The sequence below is a fragment of the Streptomyces sp. NBC_01296 genome (assembly GCF_035984415.1).
In the GTDB taxonomy this organism is placed as follows: Bacteria; Actinomycetota; Actinomycetes; order Streptomycetales; family Streptomycetaceae; genus Streptomyces.
In genome coordinates this window covers 6,219,719-6,241,630 of the sequence record NZ_CP130720.1, presented here as the reverse complement: position 1 = coordinate 6,241,630, position 21,912 = coordinate 6,219,719, and the positions used below count along the sequence as shown (strand labels likewise).

Here is a 21,912-nt window from a genome sequence, read left to right as displayed (position 1 = left end):
TCGTCGGATGGCCGGGGCCCGAGCCCGCGTTCCGGTTACGTTGAAGTCCATGGACACGGACACCGTTCTGCGCCCGATCGCGGTCCTCGGCGGCTCACTGGTCGTCACCCTGCTCGCCGGGTGGCTGCTGGACCTGCTGCTGCGCCGCGCCGACGCCCGACACAGCGAGACCCCGTTGTGGGGACTGCTGCGCCACTGCCGCCTGCCGTTCCAACTCGTCCTGTGCACGACGCTGCTGTACGGCTCCCACCTCCGGGCCGGGATCCCCGCGGACTACGTGTTCGCCGTGGGCCGCACCCTGACCCTCGTACTGATCGCCTCGGCGGCCTGGCTGCTGGTGCGCATCGCGACGGCGGTCGTGGACTCCTCGTACGCCCGCTACGCGGACCGGAACCCGGACGACGCACGGGTGCGCCGGGTCCGCACCCAGGTGACGCTGATCCACCGGGCGGTCACGGCGGTGGTCGTGGTGGTCGCGGTGGCGGCGATGCTGCTGACGTTCCCGCCGATGCGGGCGCTCGGCGCATCGATGCTGGCCTCGGCGGGCGTCCTCGGCATCGTGGCGGGCATCGCCGCACAGTCCTCGCTGGGCAACCTGTTCGCCGGACTGCAGATCGCCTTCGGCGACACGGTGCGGATCGGGGACACGGTGGTCGTGGACGAGGAGTGGGGCACGGTCGAGGAGATCACCCTGACCTTCCTCGTGGTGCGCACCTGGGACGAGCGCCGGATCACCATGCCTGTGTCGTATTTCACAGGCAAGCCGTACGAAAACTGGTCGCGCGGCGGCGCTCAGATGACCGGGACGGTGTTCTGGCACCTGGACCACAGCGCACCGCTGGACCTGCTGCGGGAGCAGCTGAAGCGGATCCTGCAGGAGATCCCGGAATGGGACGGCCGCACCGGCAGCCTGGCGGTCACGGACACGACCCCGCACACGATCCAGGTCCGGGCGGTGGTCACGGCGAAGGACGCCACCGACATCTGGACGGTCCGCTGCCAGGTCCGCGAACGCCTGATCACCTGGCTCCTGACCCACCACCCGTACGCCCTCCCCCGCATCGCCACGTCCCCGGCGGACCCGCGGCCGGGGCCGTAATCCCGGGCCCGGCCGGGGGAAGGGCGCCGTTGCCGGGTCAGAAGGTCAGGCGGAACAGGGCCCCGCCGCCCGGAGCCGGCTCCGCGACCAACTCGGCCGCGTGCGCCCGGGCGATCTGGCGAGCCATCGCGAGCCCCAGCCCCGACCCCGGCAGGGCGCGCGCCGCCCCCGCCCGGTAGAACCGGTCGAAAACGTACGGCAGATCCTCGGCCGCAATGCCCGGCCCGTGGTCCCGTACCGTCAGCTCGGCCCCGCCACCACCGCCCCGCGACACCAGCTCCACCTCCACCGGCGCCCCCGCGGGGCTGAACTTCGCCGCGTTGTCCAGCAGGTTCGACACCAGTCGCGTCAGCCGCGCCGGCACCCCCGGCACCACCACCGCCTCCTCCCCGCCCACGCGGACGAGGACCGGTACCGACGGCCAGTGCGCCCGCGCAGCCTCCGCGCAGTGCTCCACCAGCGGAGCCAGCCGGACCTGTTCCACCAGCGGCTGCGGCTCCTCGTCCCGGGCCAGCTCGATCAGGTCGTTCACCAACCCCGTCACCTCCCGCAGCTGCCGCCCCAGCGCGAGCGAGGCCCGCTCGCGCTGCTCCGCCGTCAGCCGCTCCCCCCGCGCCAGCAGCTCCGCGTTCGTCCGCAGCGCCGTCAGCGGGGTCCGCAGTTCGTGCGAGGCGTCCGCGACCAGCCGCCGCTGCGCCGTCACCGACTGCTCCAGCTCGCCCAGCATGGTGTTGAAGCTCCCGGCGAGCCGGGTGATCTCGTCCTCCCGCCCCGGCGGGCCCGGCGGCGGCAGTTCGATCCGGTGGCGCGGATCCCGCGTCGCCGCGATCCGCTCGGCGGTGGCCGTGAGCCGGGTCACCGGGGCCAGCCCGGTCCGCGACACCCAGTACCCGAGCCCGGCAGCCAGCAGCACCCCGGCCGCGCCGATCAGCGCCAGCCACCAGGCCGCCTCCTCGATCCCGTCCTCGACGGTGTCGGCCCGCAGCGCCACCTGCAGCGCCCGCCCCTTCGCGTAGTCGGTGGTGAGCATCCGCGTCGGGTGCCCCGCGTGCACGATGTCCGTGTAGTAGGGCGCGCGGCGCCCGGCGGCCACCGCCCGCGCCGCCGCGTCCACCGGCAGCAGGTACGGCGCGGCCGGGTCGTCCGCCGGGTCGGCCGGCACCACCTCCGCGCAGGCGGGCGCCGCCAGGAACCGGCACTCCCCGGCCAGGGTCCCCGGCCCGGAGTCCGGGTTGCGCTGCGCCGCGAGCCGGGCGGACTGGGTGAGGCTCAGGTTCAGCTGCTCGTACAGGGCGCCGCGTACGACGAAGAACGCCGCCGTGCACACCCCGACCGCGACCAGCGCCACCGCCGCGGTGACCGCCAGCGCCAGCCGGGTCCGCAGCGGTCGCCGTCTGCGCCAGCGCGCCCCGAGCCTGCGCCGTCCCCTCCCGGGCCCGCCGCCGCTCACGCCGTACCCAGCCGGTACCCGACCCCGTGGACGGTGTGCACCAGCCGCGGCTCGCCGCCGGCCTCCAGCTTCCGCCGCAGGTAGCCGACGTAGACGGCCAGCGAGTTGGAGTCCGGCCCGAAGTCCCGCCCCCACACCAGCTCCAGGATCAGTTCCCGCGGCAGCACCTGCCCGGGGTGGTGCAGCAGCAGCTCCAGCAGGGCCGCCTCGGTACGGCTGAACTCCAGCGGCCGCCCGCCGCGCCTTCCGGTGCGCGTCTCGGGATCGAGCACCAGGTCCGCGAACCCGAGCACGGCCGCACCGGCCGGATCGGGCGCGGCCCGCCGCAGCAGGGCCCGGACCCGGGCCACCAGCTCGTCCAGCGCGAACGGCTTGACCAGGTAGTCGTCGGCGCCCGCCTCCAGGCCGTCGACCCGCTCGCTCACCGAGTCCAACGCGGTCAGGACGAGTACGGGCGTACGGTCGCCCAGCGCGCGCAGCTGCCGGCAGACCCCGAGCCCGTCCAGTACCGGCATCATGACGTCGAGCACCACCGCGTCGGGCTGCCAGCCGGCCACCTCCGACAGCGCGGCGAGCCCGTCGGCGGCTCCCCGTACCTCGTACCCCTCGACGGCCAGCCCGTCCTGGACGGCGGCCCGTACCTCGGGCTCGTCGTCCACGACCAGGATCCGCTGCCCACTCGTGTGCGTACTCGTGCTGCTCATGGGCCAAAGCCTGCCAAACAGTTCTGAGAGAACCTCTTAGAACGTTCTTAGGGCGCACCGGAAGTCTGCGCCCATGACCACACGACGCACCTCTCTCCGGCCCCTGTCCGTGGTGATCGGCGCGGGCGGCACCGGCGGCCACATCTACCCCGGGCTCGCCCTCGCCGAGGCGCTGCGCACGGCCGTCCCGGATGCCGTGGTCTCGTTCGTCGGGACCGAGCGGGGCCTGGAGACCGAGCTGATTCCGGGCGCCGGTTACCGCCTGCACACCGTCGACATGATCCCCTTCGACCCCTCGCTCGGCGCGAAGCGCTATCTGCTCCCGGCCGCGCTCCTGCGCTCGGCCGGGCAGGCGCGCTCGGTGATCCGGGCCCAGGGCGCGCACGCCGTCGTCGGCATGGGCGGCTACCCGAGCGCGCCGGCCGTGCTGGGGGCCAAGATGGCGGGGCTGCCGGCCGTGATCCACGAGTCCAACGCGGTGCCGGGCCGCGCCAACCGGTTCGCGGCCCGGCTCACCCCGCACATCGCGGTGGCCTTCGACCGCAGCCGGGCCCATCTGGCGGGCGGGGCGCATGCCCTGACCACCGGAATGCCGATCTCGGCGGCCCTCGCGCGGCTGGCCGGGCTGACCCGGCCCGAGCGGGCGGCCCTGCGCGCCGAGGCCCGGCGGGCCCTGCACGTCCCCGACGGCCGCCGCCTGGTCGTCTTCAACGGCGGCAGCCTGGGCGCGGTCCGGCTCACCGCGGCCGCGGTCGGGCTGGCCGGGCTCTGGCAGGGGCGGGACGACGTACAGCTGCTGATCAAGACGGGTCCGCAGGCGCTGCCGGACACCGCCGCCGATCTCGCGGCCTGCGGCGGGCAGCGGATCGCCCGGGCCGTGCCCTACCTGGACCGGATGGACCTCGTGTACGCGGCCGCCGACCTGGTGGTGTGCCGGGCCGGTTCCGCGACGGTGGCGGAGCTGGCGGCGACCGGGGTCCCGGCCCTGCTCGTCCCGTACCCGCACGCCCCCGGCGACCACCAGACCCACAACGCCCGGGTCCTCGGCGACGCGGGCGCGGGCCTGCTGCTGCCGGATGCCGAGACCACCGCCGACCGGCTGGCGGCGCTGCTCGGCCCGCTGCTGGCCGACCCGGCCCGGCTGGCCGCGATGGCCGGCGCCGCCGACCCCGGCCCGCACGCCCGGGCCGCCGAACTGCTGGCGGCGGAGGTCCTCCGCGTGGCCGGCGTCCCCCTTCCCACCCTGGAGCGGATATGAACACCCACACGAACACCGTGAACCCCTGGACCGGCCGTACGGTCCTCGTCACCGGAGCCGAGGGGTTCATCGGGTCCACCCTGGTCGACCTGCTGGTGGAGCGGGGCGCCCGGGTCCGCGCCTTCGTCCACTACAAGCCGTACGCGGAGAAGGGCCACCTGGCGCGGTACCTCGCCGACCCCGACGGCCCGGTCGAGATGTGGGCGGGCGACATCCGCGACGCGGGCCGGGTCAGCGACGCGGTGGAGGGCTGCGACACGGTGTTCCACCTGGCGGCGCTGATCGGGATCCCGTACAGCTACGCCTCGCCGGGCGCGTACGTCCAGACCAACGTGACCGGTACGCAGAACATGGCGGAGGCCTGCCGGCGGCACGGGGTGCGGCGCCTCGTGCACACCTCCACGAGCGAGGTCTACGGGACGGCGCTGACGGCCCCGATAGCGGAATCGCACCCGCTCCAGCCGCAGTCCCCGTACTCGGCGTCGAAGATCGGCGCGGACATGATGGCGCTGTCGTTCCACCATGCGTTCGAGCTGCCGGTGACGGTGGTCCGGCCGTTCAACACCTACGGCCCCCGCCAGTCGGCGCGGGCCGTGATCCCGACGATCCTGGCGCAGCTGCACGCGGGGGCGCGGGAAATCCGCCTGGGCTCCCTGTCCCCCACCCGGGACTTCACGTACGTGACGGACACGGCGGAGGGCTTCCTCTCCGTGGCGGAGTGCGACCGGGCCCTGGGCGAGGTGGTCAACCTCGGCACGGGCCAGGAGATCTCCATCGGGGCCTTGGCGCAGGCCCTGATCCGGGCATCGGGCCGCGAAGCCCGGATCGTGGTGGACGAGACCCGCCTGCGCCCTGCGGGCAGCGAGGTCCAGCGCCTCCTGTCGGACAACTCCCGGGCCCGCGACTGGGCCGGCTGGACCCCGAAGACCTCCCTCCAGGAGGGCCTGACCCGCACCTCCGCCTGGGTCGCCTCGAACCCGGCCCTCTTCGCCCCGTCCCGCTACCAGGTCTGACTCCCCCGGCGCCGCCCGGCCGAATCCGGCCCCGCCGACATGTGAGGCGCGGGGCCGGGGCGGCGCCCCGGGCGGCCGGGCGGAGCCGGGGCTCCCGTGCGGTGGCGGCGGGGGCGCAGGCCCCGTCAGGTGCTGCGGAGGCTGCGGACGTCCAGGTGGCGCAGGACCCGGTCCACGATCTCCGGGTCCGCGCCCGGCTCGCTGCGTGCGGCCAGCACCTCGTGCCGCGCCGCCGACATCATCTCCCGCTGGATCCGCTGGACGTCCCGGATCCGCTCCACCCGCTTCGCGTACGCCTCGCGCCGCTCCTCGTCCACCATGTCGGGGCTGATCCTCGCCCCCACGTCGTACGCCCGCCGGTACAGCACCTCCACCAGGTCCTCCGGAAGGTCCTCCACCTCCTCGATCTCCTTGAGCCGCCGCTTAGCGGCCTTCGCCGCGCGGATCGCCAGCTTTCGCTCCGTCTCCCGCTCGGCGTCCTCATCGGCCTCCACGCCCAGCATCCGCACCAGCCACGGCAGCGTCAGCCCCTGGCACACCAGCGTCACCATGATCACGGCGAAGGCGATGAAGATGATCTGGTCCCGCCCCGGGAACGGCGCCCCGCCCTCGACCCTCAGCGGAATGGCCAGCGCCAGTGCCACCGAGGCCACCCCGCGCATCCCGGCCCACCACATCACCACGCTCTCCCGCCAGCTCAGCGGGATCTCCTCGTCGTAGTCGCGCAGCGTGTGCAGCCGCTTGGCCAGCCATCCGGCGGGCAGCAGCCACATCAGCCGTACGGCGACCACCACCGCGGTCACGGTGGCCGCCCACCCCGCCATCTCCCACTCGCGGCCGGCCGCGACACCGAACACGTTGTGCAGCTCCAGCCCGATCAGCCCGAAGGCCACGCCCGTGACCAGCATGTCCACGACCTCCCAGAACGTGTGCCCGGCGAGCCGCCCCAGCACGTCGTCCGCGTCGCTCGCGTACTCGGCGAGGAACAGGGCCGTGGTCAGCACGGCCAGCACCCCCGACCCCTTGAGCTCCTCGGCCAGTACGTACGACACGAACGGCACGAGCAGCGTCAGCCCGATCTGGAGCGTGGCGTCGCCGAGCCGCCCCATGAGCGCAGTGGTGGCCCAGCCCAGCAGGAGCCCGACGCCGATCGCGACCACGGCGGAGAGCACGAACTCCCCCAGCGCGTCCGGCCAGGAGAAGCTGCCGCTGACGGCCGCGGCGATGGCCACGTGGTACAGCACGATCGCGGTGACGTCGTTGAACAGGCCCTCGCCCTCGAGGATCGACACCATGCGGCGCGGCAGCCCGAGCGATCCGGCGACGGCGGTCGCGGCGACGGGGTCGGGCGGGGCGACGAGCGCGCCGAGCGCAAGGGCCGCGGCCAGCGGCAGCCCGGGGACGACGGCGTACGCGACGGCGCCGACGGCGGCGGTCGTGACGAAGACGAGGGCCACGGCGAGCAGGAGGATCGGCCGGACGTTGGCGGCGAACTGCCGCCACGAGGTGCGCTGCGCCGAGGCGTAGAGCAGCGGGGGCAGCACGAGCGGGAGGATGAACTCGGGCGGGATGTCGACATTCGGCACGACCGGCACCAGCGCGAGCGCGACCCCGCCGATGGTCATCAGGACGGGCGCGGGCAGCCCGAGCCGATCCCCGAGCGGCACGGAGACCACGGCCCCGAGCAACAGCACGAACAGCAGAGCAAGCTGATCCACTCCCCCACCCTGCCGTACCGCCGCCCGCGGAAACCCACGCCCCGTCGAAGCCTCGCCCGCCTGGCGGGTGCCACGCCCCTGCCGCGGGGGCGGCCCGCGAAGCCCCGGACCCCGCGCCTCAAACGCCGGCGGGGCTGGAGTCGTCCTCCGGGCACGGGCGGGGCGGGAAGCCCCGCGCAGCGGGATCTCACAGCCCGGCTACGGCAGGTGGCGCCTCATCGCCCGGTGCGCAATGCCCGCGTCCTCGAACTCCGGCCCGTAGGCCACGTACCCCAGCCCGGCGTAGAAGCCCAGCGCATGCGTCTGCGCGCCCAAGTCCACGGCCGACAGCCCCAGCCGCCGGGCCTCCGCCTCGATGGCCCGCACCAGCGCGACCCCCACGCCCAGCCCGCGCGCGGCCTTGCGTACGGCCAGCCGCCCCAGCGAGCCGACCGTCAGGTCGCCGCCCGTCTTGCCCAGCGCCGCGGGCCCGTACAGCAGCCGCCCGGTGCCCAACGGCTCCCCGTCCGGCGCCACGGCCAGCACGTGCACCGCGACCGCGTCGTACGCGTCGTACTCGATCGACTCCGGCACGGACTGCTCGACCACGAACACCTCGGTCCGTACCGCGAAGCACGCCGCCGTGTCCGCCTCGGAGGCGGCCACCCGGACGGCGAAGGCCTCGCCGGACGTCACTCGCTCTCGGCCCGGATCACGTCCAGCGCGTGCTGCAGGTCCGCCGGGTAGGTGCTCTCGAACTCCACCCACTGGCCGTCCGACGGGTGCTCGAAGCCGAGCCGCACCGCGTGCAGCCACTGCCGGGTCAGGCCCAGCCGCTTCGCGACGGTCGGGTCGGCGCCGTACGTGAGGTCGCCGACGCAGGGGTGCCGGTGCGCGGACATGTGCACGCGGATCTGGTGCGTACGCCCGGTCTCGAGCTTGATGTCGAGCAGCGAGGCCGCACGGAAGGCCTCGATCAGGTCGTAGTGGGTGACGGAGGGCTTGCCCTCCTGGGTCACGGCCCACTTGTAGTCGGCGCTGGGGTGCCGCCCGATCGGCGCGTCGATCGTGCCGCTCATCGGGTCCGGGTGCCCCTGCACCAGCGCGTGGTAGCGCTTGTCCACGACGCGCTCGCGGAACTGGTTCTTCAGCGAGGTGTACGCGCGCTCGGACTTGGCGACGGCCATCAGGCCGGACGTGCCGACGTCGAGGCGGTGCACGACGCCCTGGCGCTCGGACGCGCCGGAGGTGGAGATCCGGTAGCCGGCGGCGGCGAGGCCGCCGATGACGGTGGTGCCGGTCCAGCCGGGGCTCGGGTGGGCGGCGACGCCCACCGGCTTCATGATGACGACGATGTCGTCGTCGTCATGGACGATCTCCATGCCCGGGACGGGTTCGGCGACGACCTCGACCTTCCGCGGCGGCGCGGGCATCTCGACTTCGAGCCAGGCGCCGCCGTGCACGCGCTCGGACTTCCCGACGACGCTGCCGTCGACCGACACCTTCCCCGCGGCGGCGAGCTCGGCCGCCTTCGTCCGGGAAAAACCGAACATACGGGCGATGGCGGCGTCGACGCGCTCGCCCTCGAGGCCATCGGGAACGGGCAGGGTGCGGATCTCGGGAATCGTACTCACCTGTCGAGTATGCAGGACTCGGCAGCGCAGCTTTCCCGCGTTCGGTGCCCGGCCGGTGCGCGATCAGTCCTTGTGGACCGTGCCGTCCGGGTCCAGCCCCTTGAACGACAGCAGCACGATCAGGATGCCGCCGCACACGATCGCCGAGTCCGCGAGGTTGAAGACCGCGAAGTGGGCGGGCGCGATGAAGTCGACGACGGCCCCCCGGAACATCCCCGGCGAACGGAAGATGCGGTCGGTGAGATTGCCCAGCGCACCGCCCAGCAGCAGGCCCAGCGCGATCGCCCACGGCAGGCTGTAGAGCTTCCGGGCCAGCCGCACGATCACGATGATCACGGTGGCCGCGATGCAGGTGAAGATGATGGTGAAGGCCTCGCCGAAGCCGAAGGCGGCACCCGGGTTGCGGATCGCCTCGAACTTCAGCAGGTCTCCGATGATCCGGATCGGCGGCTGGTGCTCCAGCTTCGCGACGACCAGCATCTTGCTGCCGAAGTCGAGCAGGTAGGCGAGCAGGGCGACGACGAGCAGCGCCACGATCCGCCGACGCCCCTTGGGCCCGACGGACTCCGGCTGGGCGTCGTCCCCGACCTCCGGCGTACCGATGATGCTCTCCGCCTCTGCCACGTGAGTCCCTCGACTAGCTCGAACCAGGTTGCCGACGACACAGCCCTACAGCCCTGCCAGGTCCCTGGACCCTGACGAGACACGAGAGTACGTCAGGGTCCGCCCGCGGCGGCAGCCCGGCCCGTGCCGTCTCAGCGCCCGCTCAGTGCCGCCGCTCCTGCTTCTGCTTGCAGTCCACGCACAGCGTCGCCCGCGGGAAGGCCTGCATCCTGGCCTTGCCGATGGGCTGGCCGCAGTTCTCGCAGAGCCCGTACGTACCCGCGTCGAGCCGCTCCAGGGCCCGCTCGGTCTGTTCGAGCATCTCGCGGGCGTTCGCGGCGAGGGCCAGCTCGGATTCCCGGGTGATGTTCTTGGTGCCCGTGTCGGCCTGGTCGTCGCCCGCGCCGTCGCCGGAGTCCCGCATCAGCCCCGAGATGGCCTCGTCGGAGGCCTGCAGCTCGTGCCGCAGCCGCAGGACCTCGCTCTGCAGCTCGCTGCGCGCCTCGGCGACCTCCGCCGGGGTCCAGGGGTCCTCGCCGGGCCGTACGGCCAGCTCGCCCGGCGCCAGGCCCGCCGTGGCCCTGGCCTTCGGCAGGCCGCTGGTGGCGGCCGCAGCCGTCTTCCTGGCCGTGCCGGTGCTCTTCTTGGCAACCACTTTCCGGGCTCCCGTCTGTTGCGCGGCGTGCGCCGCCCCCTCGGCCCCGGCCGCCTTGGCCGTGGCATTCCTCGCGGTCGTCTTCCCGACGCCGGTCGCCTTCTTCGCGGCCACCTTGTCGACGGCCGCCGTGTTCACGGCCGAGGTCTTCTTGGCCGGGCTCTTCCCGGCAGCCGCCTTCTTGGCCACCGTCTTCTTCGCCGCCGCCTTCTTGGCCGCCGCCGTGGTCGCTCCGGTCACCGGCGTCACCGGCTTCACCGACTTCACCGAATTCACGGCCGTCCCGGCCACGGGCTTCGCGGCCTTCTTCCCGACAGCGGTCGCCTTCCGGGCCGGAGCCGCATTCTCGGCCGCCGTCGCCTTCCCGGCGGCCTTCCCGACAGCCTTCTCGGCAGTTCTGTCGGCGGTCTTCTTCGCCACCATGGCCGCGGCCCCTTCACATACTGTGATCTTGCGCGCGAATCGTGCCGGAACGATAAATCGACTCCGGCCTCGCGGCAACGGGGCACGCGTCCATCGATGCCAACCTGCATCCGTTGTGCCCATCAGGGAGCCCGGTAATCCGCCCCACCCGTCACACCGGAGCCCGGACCGGCCCATCAGCCCGTTCGGGTCATGCCGCGCACCCGCCCGGCCGCCGCCCCGCACCCCGCTGCGAGGCCCGACGCAACCCCCGCGCCGACCCCCCGTAAACCGGTCTGCCGAGCGGGCCCCCGCCCCGTACACTGGGCCCAGCGAAAGGCATGGACGGGGACGAGTAGCTTCGTACGCAGCCAGGAGCGACCCGGGGACGGTGAGAGCCCGGGGGCGAGCGCGATGTGAAGGATCACCCCTGAGCCGCCGGAAGAAAGCCCGCACGGATTCCCGTGGGGCCAGTAGAACCGGCTTCGCACCCCAATGAGGGGGCCACCGGATCCGTCCGGCGGCCAAGGAGGGTGGTACCGCGGGAGCAGGCGTCCTGGATTCTCAGGAGTGGCTCTCGTCCCTCCGGACGGAAGTGACATCCCGCCGGAGGAAGAGTTCAGCCTCATGACCACACCGCCGCAGTACCGCCCGGTACCCGCCCAGGTCGACCTGCCCGCCCTCGAGCACGCCGTTCTCGACTTCTGGCGCGAGAGCAAGACCTTCGCCAAGACCCTGGAGCAGTCCGAGGGACGCCCAGAGTGGGTCTTCTACGAGGGCCCGCCCACCGCGAACGGCATGCCCGGCGCGCACCACATCGAGGCTCGCGTCTTCAAGGACGTCTTCCCCCGGTTCCGCACCATGCGCGGCTACCACGTGGCCCGCAAGGCCGGCTGGGACTGCCACGGCCTGCCCGTCGAGCTCGCCGTCGAGAAGGAGCTCGGCTTCAACGGCAAGCAGGACATCGAGGCGTACGGCATCGCCGAGTTCAACGCCAAGTGCCGCGAGTCCGTGACCCGCCACACCGACGCGTTCACCGAGCTCACGACCCGGATGGGCTACTGGGTCGACCTGGACGACGCCTACCGGACCATGGACCCCGAGTACGTCGAGTCCGTGTGGTGGTCGCTGAAGGAGATCTTCAACAAGGGCCTGCTCACCCAGGACCACCGCGTCGCCCCCTGGTGCCCCCGCTGCGGCACCGGCCTCTCGGACCACGAGCTGGCGCAGGGCTACGAGACGGTCGTGGACCCCTCCGTCTACGTCCGCTTCCCGCTGACCTCCGGCCCGCTCGCGGGCGAGGCGGCCCTCCTGGTCTGGACGACGACCCCGTGGACCCTGGTGTCCAACACGGCCGTGGCCGCGCACCCCGAGGTCACCTACGTCGTCGCGACCAACGGTGAAGAGAAGCTGGTCGTCGCCCAGCCGCTGCTGGAGAAGTCCCTGGGCGAGGGCTGGGAGGCCACCGGCCAGACGTTCACGGGCAAGGAGATGGAGCGCTGGACGTACCAGCGCCCCTTCGACCTCGTCGAGTTCCCGGAGCCCGCGCACTACGTCGTGAACGCCGAGTACGTCACGACCGAGGACGGCACCGGTCTGGTCCACCAGTCCCCCGCCTTCGGCGCCGACGACCTCGCGGTCTGCCGTGCGTACGGTCTGCCCGTCGTGAACCCGGTCCGTCCCGACGGCACCTTCGAGGAGGAGGTCCCGCTGGTCGGCGGCGTCTTCTTCAAGAAGGCCGACGAGAAGCTGACCGCCGACCTCGACGCGCGCGGCCTGCTCTTCAAGCACATCGCGTACGAGCACAGCTACCCGCACTGCTGGCGCTGCCACACCGCGCTGCTGTACTACGCGCAGCCGTCCTGGTACATCCGCACCACCGCGGTCAAGGACGCGATGCTGCGGGAGAACGAGAAGACGAACTGGTTCCCGGACTCGGTCAAGCAGGGCCGCTTCGGCGACTGGCTGAACAACAACATCGACTGGGCGCTCTCCCGCAACCGGTACTGGGGCACCCCGCTGCCGATCTGGCGCTGTGAGGAGAACCACCTCACCTGTGTCGGCTCCCGCGCCGAGCTGAGCGAGCTGTCCGGCCGGGACCACTCGAACCTGGACCCGCACCGCCCGTACATCGACGACGTCACCTTCACCTGCACGGCGGAGGGCTGCTCGCTCGAGGCCGTCCGCGTGCCGGAGGTCATCGACGCCTGGTACGACTCGGGCTCGATGCCGTTCGCGCAGTGGGGCTACCCGTACAAGAACAAGGAGATCTTCGAGAAGCGCTACCCGGCGCAGTTCATCTCGGAGGCCATCGACCAGACGCGCGGCTGGTTCTACACGCTGATGGCGGTCGGCACCCTCGTCTTCGACAAGTCCTCCTACGAGAACGTGGTCTGCCTGGGCCACATCCTCGCCGAGGACGGCCGCAAGATGTCCAAGCACCTGGGCAACATCCTGCAGCCGATCCCGCTCATGGACCAGCACGGCGCGGACGCGGTGCGCTGGTTCATGGCGGCCGGCGGCTCCCCGTGGGCGGCGCGGCGCGTGGGCCACGGCACGATCCAGGAGGTCGTCCGCAAGACGCTCCTCACGTACTGGAACACCGTCGCCTTCCAGGCCCTGTACGCCCGCACCTCCGGCTGGGCCCCCTCGGCGGCCGACCCGGCCCCGGCGGACCGCACGGTCCTGGACCGCTGGCTGCTCTCCGAGCTGAACACCCTCGTGGCCGAGGTCACGGAGGCGATGGAGTCGTACGACACCCAGCGCTCCGGCAAGCTGCTGTCCGCGTTCGTGGACGACCTCTCCAACTGGTACGTGCGCCGCTCGCGCCGCCGCTTCTGGCAGGGCGACAAGGCCGCGCTGCGCACCCTCCACGAGGTCGTGGAGACGGTCACCCGCCTGACGGCCCCCCTGACCCCCTTCATCACGGAGCGGGTCTGGCAGGACATGATCGTCCCGGTCTCCCCGGACGCGCCGGAGTCGGTCCACCTGTCGACGTGGCCGACGGCGGACACCTCGGCCATCGACCCGACCCTCTCCCAGCAGATGCTGCTGGTCCGCCGCCTCGTGGAGCTGGGCCGCGCGACGCGTGCCGAGTCCGGGGTCAAGACCCGCCAGCCCCTCTCCAGGGCGCTGGTCGGCGCGGTGGGCTTCGACGCCCTGTCCCCCGACCTCCAGGCCCAGATCACGGAGGAGCTGAACGTCTCCTCCCTGGCCTCCCTGTCGGAGGTCGGCGGCTCGCTGGTGGACACGACGGCGAAGGCGAACTTCCGCGCGCTGGGCAAGCGCTTCGGCAAGGGCGTCCAGGACGTGGCGAAGGCGGTGGCGGCGGCGGATGCGGCGGCGCTGTCCCTGGCGCTGCGGTCCGGCTCTGCGGTCGTCTCGCTGAACGGCGAGGAGATCTCCCTCTCCCCGGAGGAGGTCATCATCACCGAGACCCCCCGCGAGGGCTGGTCGGTGGCCTCCGACTCCGGCGCCACGGTGGCCCTGGACCTGGAGATCACCCCCGAGCTGCGGCTGGCGGGCCTGGCCCGTGACGCGATCCGCCTGATCCAGGAGGCCCGCAAGAACTCCGGCCTGGACGTCGCGGACCGGATCGCGCTGCGGTGGTCCTCGTCGGACCCGGAGGTCGTCACGGCCCTGACGGACCACGCGGCGCTGATCGCGGACGAGGTCCTGGCCACGGACTTCGCGTCGGGCGACGCGGACGCCGCGTACGGCGAGCCGTTCACGGACGAGCCCCTCGGCCTGACCTTCCGCCTCCGCAAGGCGTAAGCACGAGCTGCTGCTGTGGCCCGGTCCCCGCACGGGGGCCGGGCCACAGCCGTTTCCTCTCCCCGCAGCGGCAGCCGGCGCCCCGGGCACCGGCGGCCCCGCCACCGCCCGGATACGGGAACGGGCCGGGCCCGGCACCCCGAAGGGGAACCGGGCCCGGCCCGTGACTGCTGACGCCGCCCGTAGGGCGAACCGCCTAGTTGTCGTCCTCGTCGATCAGGAAGCCCCGCATCGGCGACGGCGCCTGCTGCATCGGCTGCGGACCGGCCGGCCGCACCGGAGCCATCGGCTGCGTCATCGCGGGCGACATCTGCTGCTGACCACCGTACGAGGGGCCGCCCATCGGGGACGGGCCACCCATCGGCGAGGGACCGCCCATGGGCGACGGAGCGCCCATCGACGGGTTGCTCATCGAGTGGCCCATCGCTCCGGCCGGAGCCATCGACGGAGTCGGCGACGGCGGCAGCGCCGGGCCGGCCGGGTTGCGCGGCGGGGCCAGGGAGTCGTCCGCCTGGGTCTCGAGCTGGCGCAGCTGCGACTCCAGGTAGGACTTCAGACGCGTACGGTACTCACGCTCGAAGCCCCGCAGGTCCTCGACCTTGCGCTCCAGCGTGGCACGGGCGGACTCCAGGGAGCCCATCGCGACGCGGTGCTTCTCCTGCGCGTCCCGCTCCAGCGCGTCGGCCTTGGCACGGGCGTCCCGCTCCAGGCCCTCGGCACGGCTGCGAGCCTCGCCGACGATCTTGTTGGCCTCGGAGCGGGCCTCCGCGATCGCCTGGTCGGCGGTCTGCTGCGCCAGCGACAGGACACGGGCGGCGCTGTCGCCGCCGGGGCCCTGCTGCGGGAGCTGCGGCTGCTGCATCTGCTGCTGCATCTGCTGCCCCATCGGCTGCATCTGCTGGCCCATCGGCTGCATCTGCTGGCCCATGGGCTGCATCTGCTGGCCGAGCTGGTTCTGGCCGCCCATGGACTGCTGGCCCATGCCCTGCTGGCCCATGCCCTGCTGGCCCATGCCCTGCTGGCCCATGCCCTGCTGGCCCATCTGCTGCTGGCCGCCCATGGTGTGCATGGGGCCGCCCATCGGGCCCGGGCCGCCCGGACCCTGCGGTCCGTGTCCACCGGGGCCGGCCGGAAGCTGCGGCTGGCCGCCCGGCAGCTGCGGCGGGCCCATCTGCGGCGGGCCCTGCTGCGCCGGCGGGCCGGATATGGCCGCGGGCACAGGGGAACCCGGGCCGCCGGGGCCGCGCTGGTCCTGGGGTTCCGGCTTGCGCATGCCCTGCTGCTGCTGGTTCTGCGCGGCGGCACGCGTGGCGGCGGCCAGCTTGGCGCGCAGGTCCTCGTTCTCGCGCAGCAGGCGCGTCAGTTCGGACTCGACCTCGTCGAGGAAGGCATCGACCTCGTCCTCGTCATAGCCTTCTCGGAGGCGGACGGTCGTGAACTGCTTGTTCCGCACGTCCTCGGGAGTCAGCGGCATGTCTTCTTCACCTCTACGTAGTCGTCGGCAGTCGGCAGGACCGTATCGGGACTGTCCCCGCGCCTGCGGGGAAGCTCATCGTTCACACGCTTCTCGCAGCGGTGCTCACGAAACTGATGAGGATGTAAACGATGATCATCAGAACGAAGAAGGACAGGTCGAGTGCCACGCCCCCGAGACGCAACGGCGGAATGAATCGCCGGAGAAGCTTGAGCGGTGGATCGGTGACAGTGTAGGTGGCCTCAAGGACGACCACCATCGCCTTGCCGGGTGTCCATGAACGTGCGAACTGGAAGACGTAGTCCATCACCAGTCGGAAGATCAGCACGATAAGGAAGCACATCAGCGCGATGTAGACCACCTGCAGTGCGACGCCCATCCCGCGCTTCCCTCTCCCCTGCTCTCGCTCTGTCCCCGGCCCCGTGTCTGACGGATCGGTCTAGCTTTGGTTGAAGAACCCGCCCTCCGCGATGCGGGCCTTGTCCTCCGCCGTGACATCGACGTTAGCAGGCGACAGCAGGAACACCTTCTGTGTCACGCGTTCAATGCTGCCGTGCAGGCCGAAGACGAGGCCGGCCGCGAAGTCGACAAGTCGCTTCGCGTCCGTGTCGTCCATCTCCGTGAGGTTCATGATCACCGGAGTGCCCTCACGGAAGTGTTCCCCGATGGTACGGGCCTCGTTGTAGGTCCGGGGGTGCAGCGTCGTGATGCGGTACGGCTCCCGCTCGGAGACGACCTTGGGCATGATCACGGGGGCGTTCTTCTCCAGGTTCGAGCGTTCAGGTGTGATGGATGCCACGGGGGCAATTCGCGCAGGACGTCCGTTTTCCAGCGGCAATGGGATGGGTTCCCGTTGCGCCGGAGGCTGGGTAACTCGTACCGGTTCGTCCGTTACGGGCGGTTGGTGCACGGGCTGCTGGCGCCGGCGATCCCGCTCCGGTTCCGGCTCGGGCTCGAACTCGTCGTCGGGGTCGTACCCCGGGTTGTCGTACCGGTCGTCCTCCACGAGGCCGAGGTAGACCGCCATCTTGCGCATCGCGCCGGCCATTCTCTGAGTCCTCCGCTCTGTGGTGGATCGCCCTGTCGCAGGTGTGTCGCTGTGTCACCAAAGTCACCAACTGCCCGCGATCCACGTGGTCCGTCCGCCCATCAGCGGTAATGACCATATTTTCTGCTGTGGTCCGACTTTCTTCGCGACGTTACCCGAGCCGGGGTCTCGCGCCGAGTACCGCAGTGCCGACGCGTACATGTGTCGCACCGGCCGCAACGGCCTGTTCCAGGTCTGCACTCATCCCGGCCGACACCATCGTGGCAGTCGGATGGTCCGCGCGCAGGCGGGATGACAATTCCACCAGCCGCTCGAAAGCGGCCTGTTCGCGTCCCGCGTAGGGCCCGGCCAGCGGAGCCACGGTCATCAGACCGTCGATCCGCAGTCCGGGCGCCCCGGCCACGAGGTCCGCGAGTTCGGCGAGCTGCTCCGCAGCGGCGCCGCCCCGGGTGCCGCGCTCCCCCGACTCGGCGTCGAGGGCGATCTGTACGAGGCAGCCGAGTTCGCGGCCGGCCGCCTCCGCCGCCGCCGAGAGCGCGGTGACGAGCTTCGGCCGGTCGACCGACTGCACCACATGCGCGTATCCCGCCACGGAACGGACTTTGTTCGTCTGCAACTGACCCACGAAATGCCAGCTGAGCGGCAGATCCGCGCAGGCCGCAGCCTTGGGGGCGGCATCCTGGTCGCGATTCTCCGCCACATGACGGACCCCCAGGTCCGCCAGCAGTCGTACGTCGCTCGCGGGGTAGGTCTTGGTGACGACGATGAGCGTCACCTCGTCCCGTCCGCGTCCCGCGGCCGCGCAGGCGGACGAGATACGTTCCTCCACCCGCGCGAGGTTCTCCGCGAGCTCCGACTTACGATCCGTCATTCTTCTTTTCCCCCGGCGGTCCGGGGGTTTGCCCCCGGGAAAGCTCTGTCAACCAGACATATCCGGCAAGCCGCCCGGTCACCCGGTCGCGGCGGTACGAGAAGTGGTCCCGCGACTCCAGTGTGCAGACCGGCGAACGGTGCAGGTTCACCACCCCCGCCTCCGCGAGCTGGGCGTGCACCCCGGCGACCACGTCGACGGACGGCGTCCCCCAACTCGTCTCGCCGTAGGCGGCCGGTACTGCCTCGGCGACCGCGTCCCGCATCTCGGCCGGCACCTCGTAGCAGCGGCCGCAGATCGCGGGGCCGGTACGGGCGATGATCCGCCCCGGCTCGGCCCCGAGGGAGAGCATCGCCTCCACCGCGGCGGGCACGACTCCCGCGACCAGTCCGGGCCGCCCCGCGTGGGCCGCTCCCGCGACCCCGGCGACGGGGTCGGCCAGCAGGACCGGGGTGCAGTCCGCGGTGAGCACCGCGAGGGCGAGCCCCCGGCGGGCGGTCACCACCGCATCCACCGCCGGGACGTCGGCGGCGGGGCCCCAGGGTCCGGGGACCACCGCCACGTCCTTGCCGTGCACCTGGTTCATCCAGACCACGTGGTCCGGCTCGATGCCCAGGGCCCCGGCCGCGACGGCCCGGTTCGCGAGAACGGCGGTGGGGTCGTCTCCGACCGCGCCGCCGAGATTGAGCTCCTCGTACGGAACGGCGCTCACCCCGCCCCACCGGTCGGTGAAGGCGAAGTGGGCGCCGTTCTCGATGTGCTGGTCCAGCGTCACTTCAAGAAGTCCGGAACGTCCAGTTCTTCGGCCGGGCTGTCCTGGTACGGCCGGGCCGTCGGGACCTGCGGCGAGGGAGCCGCGGCCTCGGCCGGAACCGCCTCGACCGGGGCCGGGGGCTCCTCGCGCGGGGTGACCGTGCCCAGTCCGCCGAAGGCCGGACGCACCGGCTCGGCAGCGCGGACCGGCGCCGGGGCCGGCTCCTCGCGCTTGGTGGACGCGGCGCCGATGACGTTGTCCCGGCGGGCCGGGGGCTGTCCGCCGTCGAACCCGGCGGCGATGACGGTGACCCGTACCTCGTCGCCCAGCGCGTCGTCGATGACGGCGCCGAAGATGATGTTCGCCTCGGGGTGGGCGGCCTCGCTGACCAGCTGCGCGGCCTCGTTGATCTCGAAGAGGCCGAGGTCCGAGCCACCGGAGATGGAGAGCAGCACACCGCGGGCGCCGTCGATGGACGCCTCCAGCAGCGGCGAGGAGATCGCCATCTCGGCGGCGGCCACCGCGCGGTCGTCGCCGCGGGCCGAGCCGATGCCCATGAGGGCCGAGCCGGCCTCGGACATGACGGACTTGACGTCCGCGAAGTCGAGGTTGATCAGACCCGGGGTGGTGATGAGGTCGGTGATGCCCTGGACGCCGGACAGCAGGACCTGGTCCGCCGACTTGAAGGCGTCGAGCACGCTGACCTGGCGGTCCGAGATGGACAGCAGGCGGTCGTTGGGGATGACGATGAGGGTGTCGACCTGCTCGCGGAGCTGGGCGATGCCGTCCTCGGCCTGGTTCGCGCGGCGCCGGCCCTCGAAGGTGAACGGCCGGGTGACCACACCGATCGTCAGGGCGCCCAGCGAGCGCGCGATGTTGGCGACGACGGGTGCGCCGCCCGTTCCGGTGCCGCCGCCCTCGCCGGCGGTGACGAAGACCATGTCGGCCCCCTTGAGGACCTCCTCGATCTCCTCGCGGTGGTCCTCTGCCGCCTTGCGACCGACATCCGGGTTGGCGCCGGCGCCGAGACCCCGGGTGAGTTCCCGGCCGACGTCGAGCTTGACGTCGGCGTCGCTCATCAACAGCGCCTGGGCGTCCGTGTTGATGGCGATGAACTCGACGCCCTTGAGACCGACCTCGATCATTCGGTTGATGGCATTGACACCACCGCCGCCGACACCGATGACCTTGATGACTGCGAGGTAGTTCTGCGGTGCTGCCACGTCGAAGGCCTCTCGCCTCGAGTTACGTGTCGTTCGCCTCGCAGGCCTGCGGTGCGACGACTGATGCCGAAATTGGGACGGTCCGTACACGCCGACCCGAACCCTAACCCTGAAGTTTAGGGTTGGGGGTGTGTCTGTTCCCTGGACTCTTCCGAACAGGACACTAAGTCGACAAGTAGCGCGTGTTCAACGAACACGCCGAACCTCCCGTTTTTCTTTTCACCCTATGTGATCACCCGTATCGGTGGCCAACCAGGGTGCGTCGCTGTTCGACCCGACGTCAACTCCCGGACACGGCAGGGGCGGTGGGGACGCTCACGTCAAAGTGGTCAGCCTTGGGCGCCGCTTTCCACAGGGCGGTCAGCGCACGGCCCTTTGCCTCGCCCTGTTCGCCGCTCCCCCACACCACGGTGCGGCCCCGGGTCAACTCCAGTACGACCGAGTCGTACGACCCCATCTTGACCTGCACGGTCTCCTTGGCGACCGCCTCGGGGAGGTCTCCGGCGACGCCCACCGCCTCGTGCAGCAGCCGCTCCTCGTCGAAGCGGCGGCCGCTCGGCGACTGCCCGGCGGACAATTCGAGGACCGGAACGCCCGCGGGTGCTTTCGGAACCGTGTCGAATCGCACACCCGATGCGTCCACTTCCACGAACTTGGCGTCCTTTTTGATGAGCAGGACGGGTTTGCGCTCCGTCACTTTCAGCCCGATCCCGTGCGGCCAGGCGCGCACCACGTCGACCGAATCGACACGGGGCAGCCGGCTGCGGACCCTTGCCGCGATCTCGTCGGTGTCCACGGTCACCAGCGGCGCCCCGACCGGTACGGCCGCGGCGGCCAGCACCTGCTCGGGGGTCAGCACCTGGGTTCCGCCCGCCGTCACCTGCTCGACCCGGAGCCAGGAGGAGCCGTAGAGCACCCAGCTGCCGCCCCCGACGAGGAACACCGCGGCGAGGAAGCAGAGCAGCACGGGGCCCCGGTTCCGCAGGCGCCGGACGAGGCGCTGCAGACCGGGGCCTCGCGGGCCGGACCCCCCTGACGGCCCCGACGACCTGGGCGGCTTGGGCGGCTTGGGAGAGCCGGAGCCCTTGCCCTTCCGGGCGGACCCGGGATTGCCGCGCTGTGCGGTCGTCGCTCCGGCCACTCCTGTGCCTCCTGCGCTAGCGGTTCCTGTGTGCGGCGATCGCCTCGTACACCATCGCGACGAGCAGGTCGTCGGCGTCGCGGCGGCCGAACTCGGCGGCGGCGCGGGACATCTCGTACAGGCGGTGCGGGTCGGCGAGCACCGGCAGGACCTGGCTGAGCACCCACTCGGGCGTCAGCTCCGCGTCGTCGACGAGCAGGCCGCCGCCTGCCTTGACCACCGGCTGGGCGTTGAGCCGCTGTTCGCCGTTGCCGATCGGCAGCGGGACGTACGCGGCGGGCAGCCCGACGGCGGAGAGTTCGGCGACGGTCATCGCGCCCGCGCGGCACAGCATCATGTCGGCGGCGGCGTACGCGAGATCCATCCGGTCCACGTACGGTACCGGCACATACGGCGGCATCCCGGGCATGTTGTCGACACGCGGCAGTTCGTTCTTCGGGCCGACCGCGTGCAGGATCTGGATCCCGGAGCGCTGGAGGGTCGGAGCGACCTGCTGGATGGTCTCGTTGAGGCGGCGGGCGCCCTGCGAGCCGCCGGAGACCAGCAGGGTCGGCAGGTTGGGGTCCAGGCCGAAGGCGGCGCGCGCCTCCGGTCGGACCGCGGCCCGGTCCAGGGTCGAGATGCTGCGGCGCAGCGGGATGCCCACGTAGCGGGCGCCGCGCAGCTTGCTGTCGGGGGTGGAGACCGCGACGGCGTGCGCGTAGCGGGAGCCGATCTTGTTGGCCAGTCCGGGCCGGGCGTTGGCCTCGTGGACGATGATCGGCACCCCGAGCCGCTTGGCGGCGAGGTAGCCGGGCAGGGCCACGTAGCCGCCGAAGCCGACGACGCAGTCGGCCTTGGTGCGCTCCAGGATCTCCTCGGCGGCCTTGATCGTGCCGCGCAGCCGTCCGGGGACGGTGATCAGCTCGGGGGTGGGCTTGCGGGGCAGCGGGACGGCGGGGATCAGCCCCAGCTCATAGCCGCGCTCCGGCACGAGGCGGGTTTCGAGCCCGCGCTCCGTGCCGAGGGCGGTGATGCCCACGGAAGGGTCCTGCCTACGCAGGGCGTCCGCGAGGGCCAGCGCCGGCTCGATGTGGCCGGCGGTCCCCCCACCGGCGAGTACGACATGCACC

Annotated in this window: 19 protein-coding genes; 4 read left to right on the top strand and 15 right to left on the bottom strand. The window is 72.1% G+C overall.

Annotated elements, in window-relative coordinates; genetic code table 11:
- Positions 1–49 precede the first annotated feature (49 nt).
- Positions 50–1,099, top strand: coding sequence for a mechanosensitive ion channel family protein (locus OG299_RS28405; protein ID WP_266630116.1), 1,050 nt, complete (start codon positions 50–52; stop codon positions 1,097–1,099).
- A gap of 37 nt (positions 1,100–1,136) precedes the next feature.
- Here the strand turns inward: OG299_RS28405 and OG299_RS28400 are convergent, their stop codons facing one another.
- Both OG299_RS28400 and OG299_RS28395 read right to left on the bottom strand, forming a co-directional pair.
- Positions 1,137–2,549: a sensor histidine kinase gene (locus tag OG299_RS28400; protein WP_327363015.1), complete on the bottom strand. Its 1,413-nt coding sequence runs from the start codon at positions 2,547–2,549 to the stop codon at positions 1,137–1,139.
- Positions 2,546–3,253 (bottom strand): response regulator transcription factor, encoded by a 708-nt coding sequence (locus OG299_RS28395; RefSeq protein ID WP_266630112.1) that lies wholly within the window; start codon positions 3,251–3,253, stop codon positions 2,546–2,548. The genes OG299_RS28400 and OG299_RS28395 overlap by 4 nt, the downstream gene beginning before the upstream one ends.
- Before the next feature lie 73 nt (positions 3,254–3,326).
- On the opposite strand from OG299_RS28395, the gene OG299_RS28390 reads away from it, so the two are divergent.
- Positions 3,327–4,511 carry a UDP-N-acetylglucosamine--N-acetylmuramyl-(pentapeptide) pyrophosphoryl-undecaprenol N-acetylglucosamine transferase gene (locus tag OG299_RS28390; protein WP_327363014.1) on the top strand — a complete coding sequence of 395 codons (1,185 nt, stop codon included), beginning with the start codon at positions 3,327–3,329 and terminating at the stop codon, positions 4,509–4,511.
- Positions 4,508–5,524 carry an SDR family NAD(P)-dependent oxidoreductase gene (locus OG299_RS28385; protein ID WP_266630108.1) on the top strand — a complete coding sequence of 339 codons (1,017 nt, stop codon included), beginning with the start codon at positions 4,508–4,510 and terminating at the stop codon, positions 5,522–5,524. The genes OG299_RS28390 and OG299_RS28385 overlap by 4 nt, the downstream gene beginning before the upstream one ends.
- Before the next feature lie 125 nt (positions 5,525–5,649).
- On the opposite strand, the gene OG299_RS28380 is transcribed toward OG299_RS28385, so the two are convergent.
- The 5 genes from OG299_RS28380 to OG299_RS28360 form a co-directional block, all read right to left on the bottom strand.
- Positions 5,650–7,242 (bottom strand): Na+/H+ antiporter, encoded by a 1,593-nt coding sequence (locus OG299_RS28380; protein WP_327363013.1) that lies wholly within the window; start codon positions 7,240–7,242, stop codon positions 5,650–5,652.
- A 198-nt stretch (positions 7,243–7,440) separates the two neighbouring features.
- Positions 7,441–7,917: a GNAT family N-acetyltransferase gene (locus tag OG299_RS28375; RefSeq protein ID WP_327363012.1), complete on the bottom strand. Its 477-nt coding sequence runs from the start codon at positions 7,915–7,917 to the stop codon at positions 7,441–7,443.
- Entirely contained in the window at positions 7,914–8,855 is a 942-nt protein-coding gene (locus OG299_RS28370) for an RluA family pseudouridine synthase (protein WP_266630102.1), read from the bottom strand. Before OG299_RS28370 ends, OG299_RS28375 begins: the two co-directional genes overlap by 4 nt.
- 63 nt (positions 8,856–8,918) lie before the next feature.
- Positions 8,919–9,479, bottom strand: coding sequence for a signal peptidase II (gene lspA / locus OG299_RS28365; RefSeq protein ID WP_266630100.1), 561 nt, complete (start codon positions 9,477–9,479; stop codon positions 8,919–8,921).
- 142 nt (positions 9,480–9,621) lie between these two features.
- Positions 9,622–10,536 carry a TraR/DksA family transcriptional regulator gene (locus OG299_RS28360; RefSeq protein ID WP_327363011.1) on the bottom strand — a complete coding sequence of 305 codons (915 nt, stop codon included), beginning with the start codon at positions 10,534–10,536 and terminating at the stop codon, positions 9,622–9,624.
- A gap of 606 nt (positions 10,537–11,142) precedes the next feature.
- Here OG299_RS28360 and ileS point away from each other — a divergent pair.
- Positions 11,143–14,289 carry an isoleucine--tRNA ligase gene (gene ileS, locus OG299_RS28355; protein WP_327363010.1) on the top strand — a complete coding sequence of 1,049 codons (3,147 nt, stop codon included), beginning with the start codon at positions 11,143–11,145 and terminating at the stop codon, positions 14,287–14,289.
- 196 nt (positions 14,290–14,485) lie between these two features.
- On the opposite strand, the gene OG299_RS28350 is transcribed toward ileS, so the two are convergent.
- The 8 genes from OG299_RS28350 to murG all read right to left on the bottom strand — a co-directional run bounded on the left by OG299_RS28350 (position 14,486) and on the right by murG (position 21,911).
- Complete coding sequence (locus tag OG299_RS28350) at positions 14,486–15,763, bottom strand: DivIVA domain-containing protein (protein WP_327363009.1); 1,278 nt, start codon at positions 15,761–15,763, stop codon at positions 14,486–14,488.
- 82 nt (positions 15,764–15,845) lie between these two features.
- On the bottom strand, positions 15,846–16,142 hold the full coding sequence (locus OG299_RS28345) for a YggT family protein (protein ID WP_030155988.1): 297 nt from the start codon (positions 16,140–16,142) through the stop codon (positions 15,846–15,848).
- Between the two features lie 60 nt (positions 16,143–16,202).
- Entirely contained in the window at positions 16,203–16,811 is a 609-nt protein-coding gene (locus OG299_RS28340; RefSeq protein WP_266630095.1) for a cell division protein SepF, read from the bottom strand.
- Between the two features lie 151 nt (positions 16,812–16,962).
- Entirely contained in the window at positions 16,963–17,682 is a 720-nt protein-coding gene (locus OG299_RS28335; RefSeq protein WP_266630094.1) for a YggS family pyridoxal phosphate-dependent enzyme, read from the bottom strand.
- Positions 17,669–18,457, bottom strand: a complete 789-nt coding sequence (gene pgeF, locus OG299_RS28330; RefSeq protein ID WP_327363008.1) for a peptidoglycan editing factor PgeF — start codon at positions 18,455–18,457, stop codon at positions 17,669–17,671. The genes OG299_RS28335 and pgeF overlap by 14 nt, the downstream gene beginning before the upstream one ends.
- Positions 18,454–19,659 carry a cell division protein FtsZ gene (gene ftsZ / locus OG299_RS28325; protein ID WP_266630090.1) on the bottom strand — a complete coding sequence of 402 codons (1,206 nt, stop codon included), beginning with the start codon at positions 19,657–19,659 and terminating at the stop codon, positions 18,454–18,456. The genes pgeF and ftsZ overlap by 4 nt, the downstream gene beginning before the upstream one ends.
- A gap of 280 nt (positions 19,660–19,939) precedes the next feature.
- The gene (locus OG299_RS28320; RefSeq protein WP_442817539.1) at positions 19,940–20,800 is read right to left on the bottom strand and encodes a cell division protein FtsQ/DivIB; all 861 of its coding nucleotides are present in this window, start codon (positions 20,798–20,800) and stop codon (positions 19,940–19,942) included.
- Positions 20,801–20,816: 16 nt separating this feature from the next.
- The gene (murG, locus tag OG299_RS28315) at positions 20,817–21,911 is read right to left on the bottom strand and encodes an undecaprenyldiphospho-muramoylpentapeptide beta-N-acetylglucosaminyltransferase (protein ID WP_030863673.1); all 1,095 of its coding nucleotides are present in this window, start codon (positions 21,909–21,911) and stop codon (positions 20,817–20,819) included.
- Position 21,912: the final 1 nt, after the last annotated feature.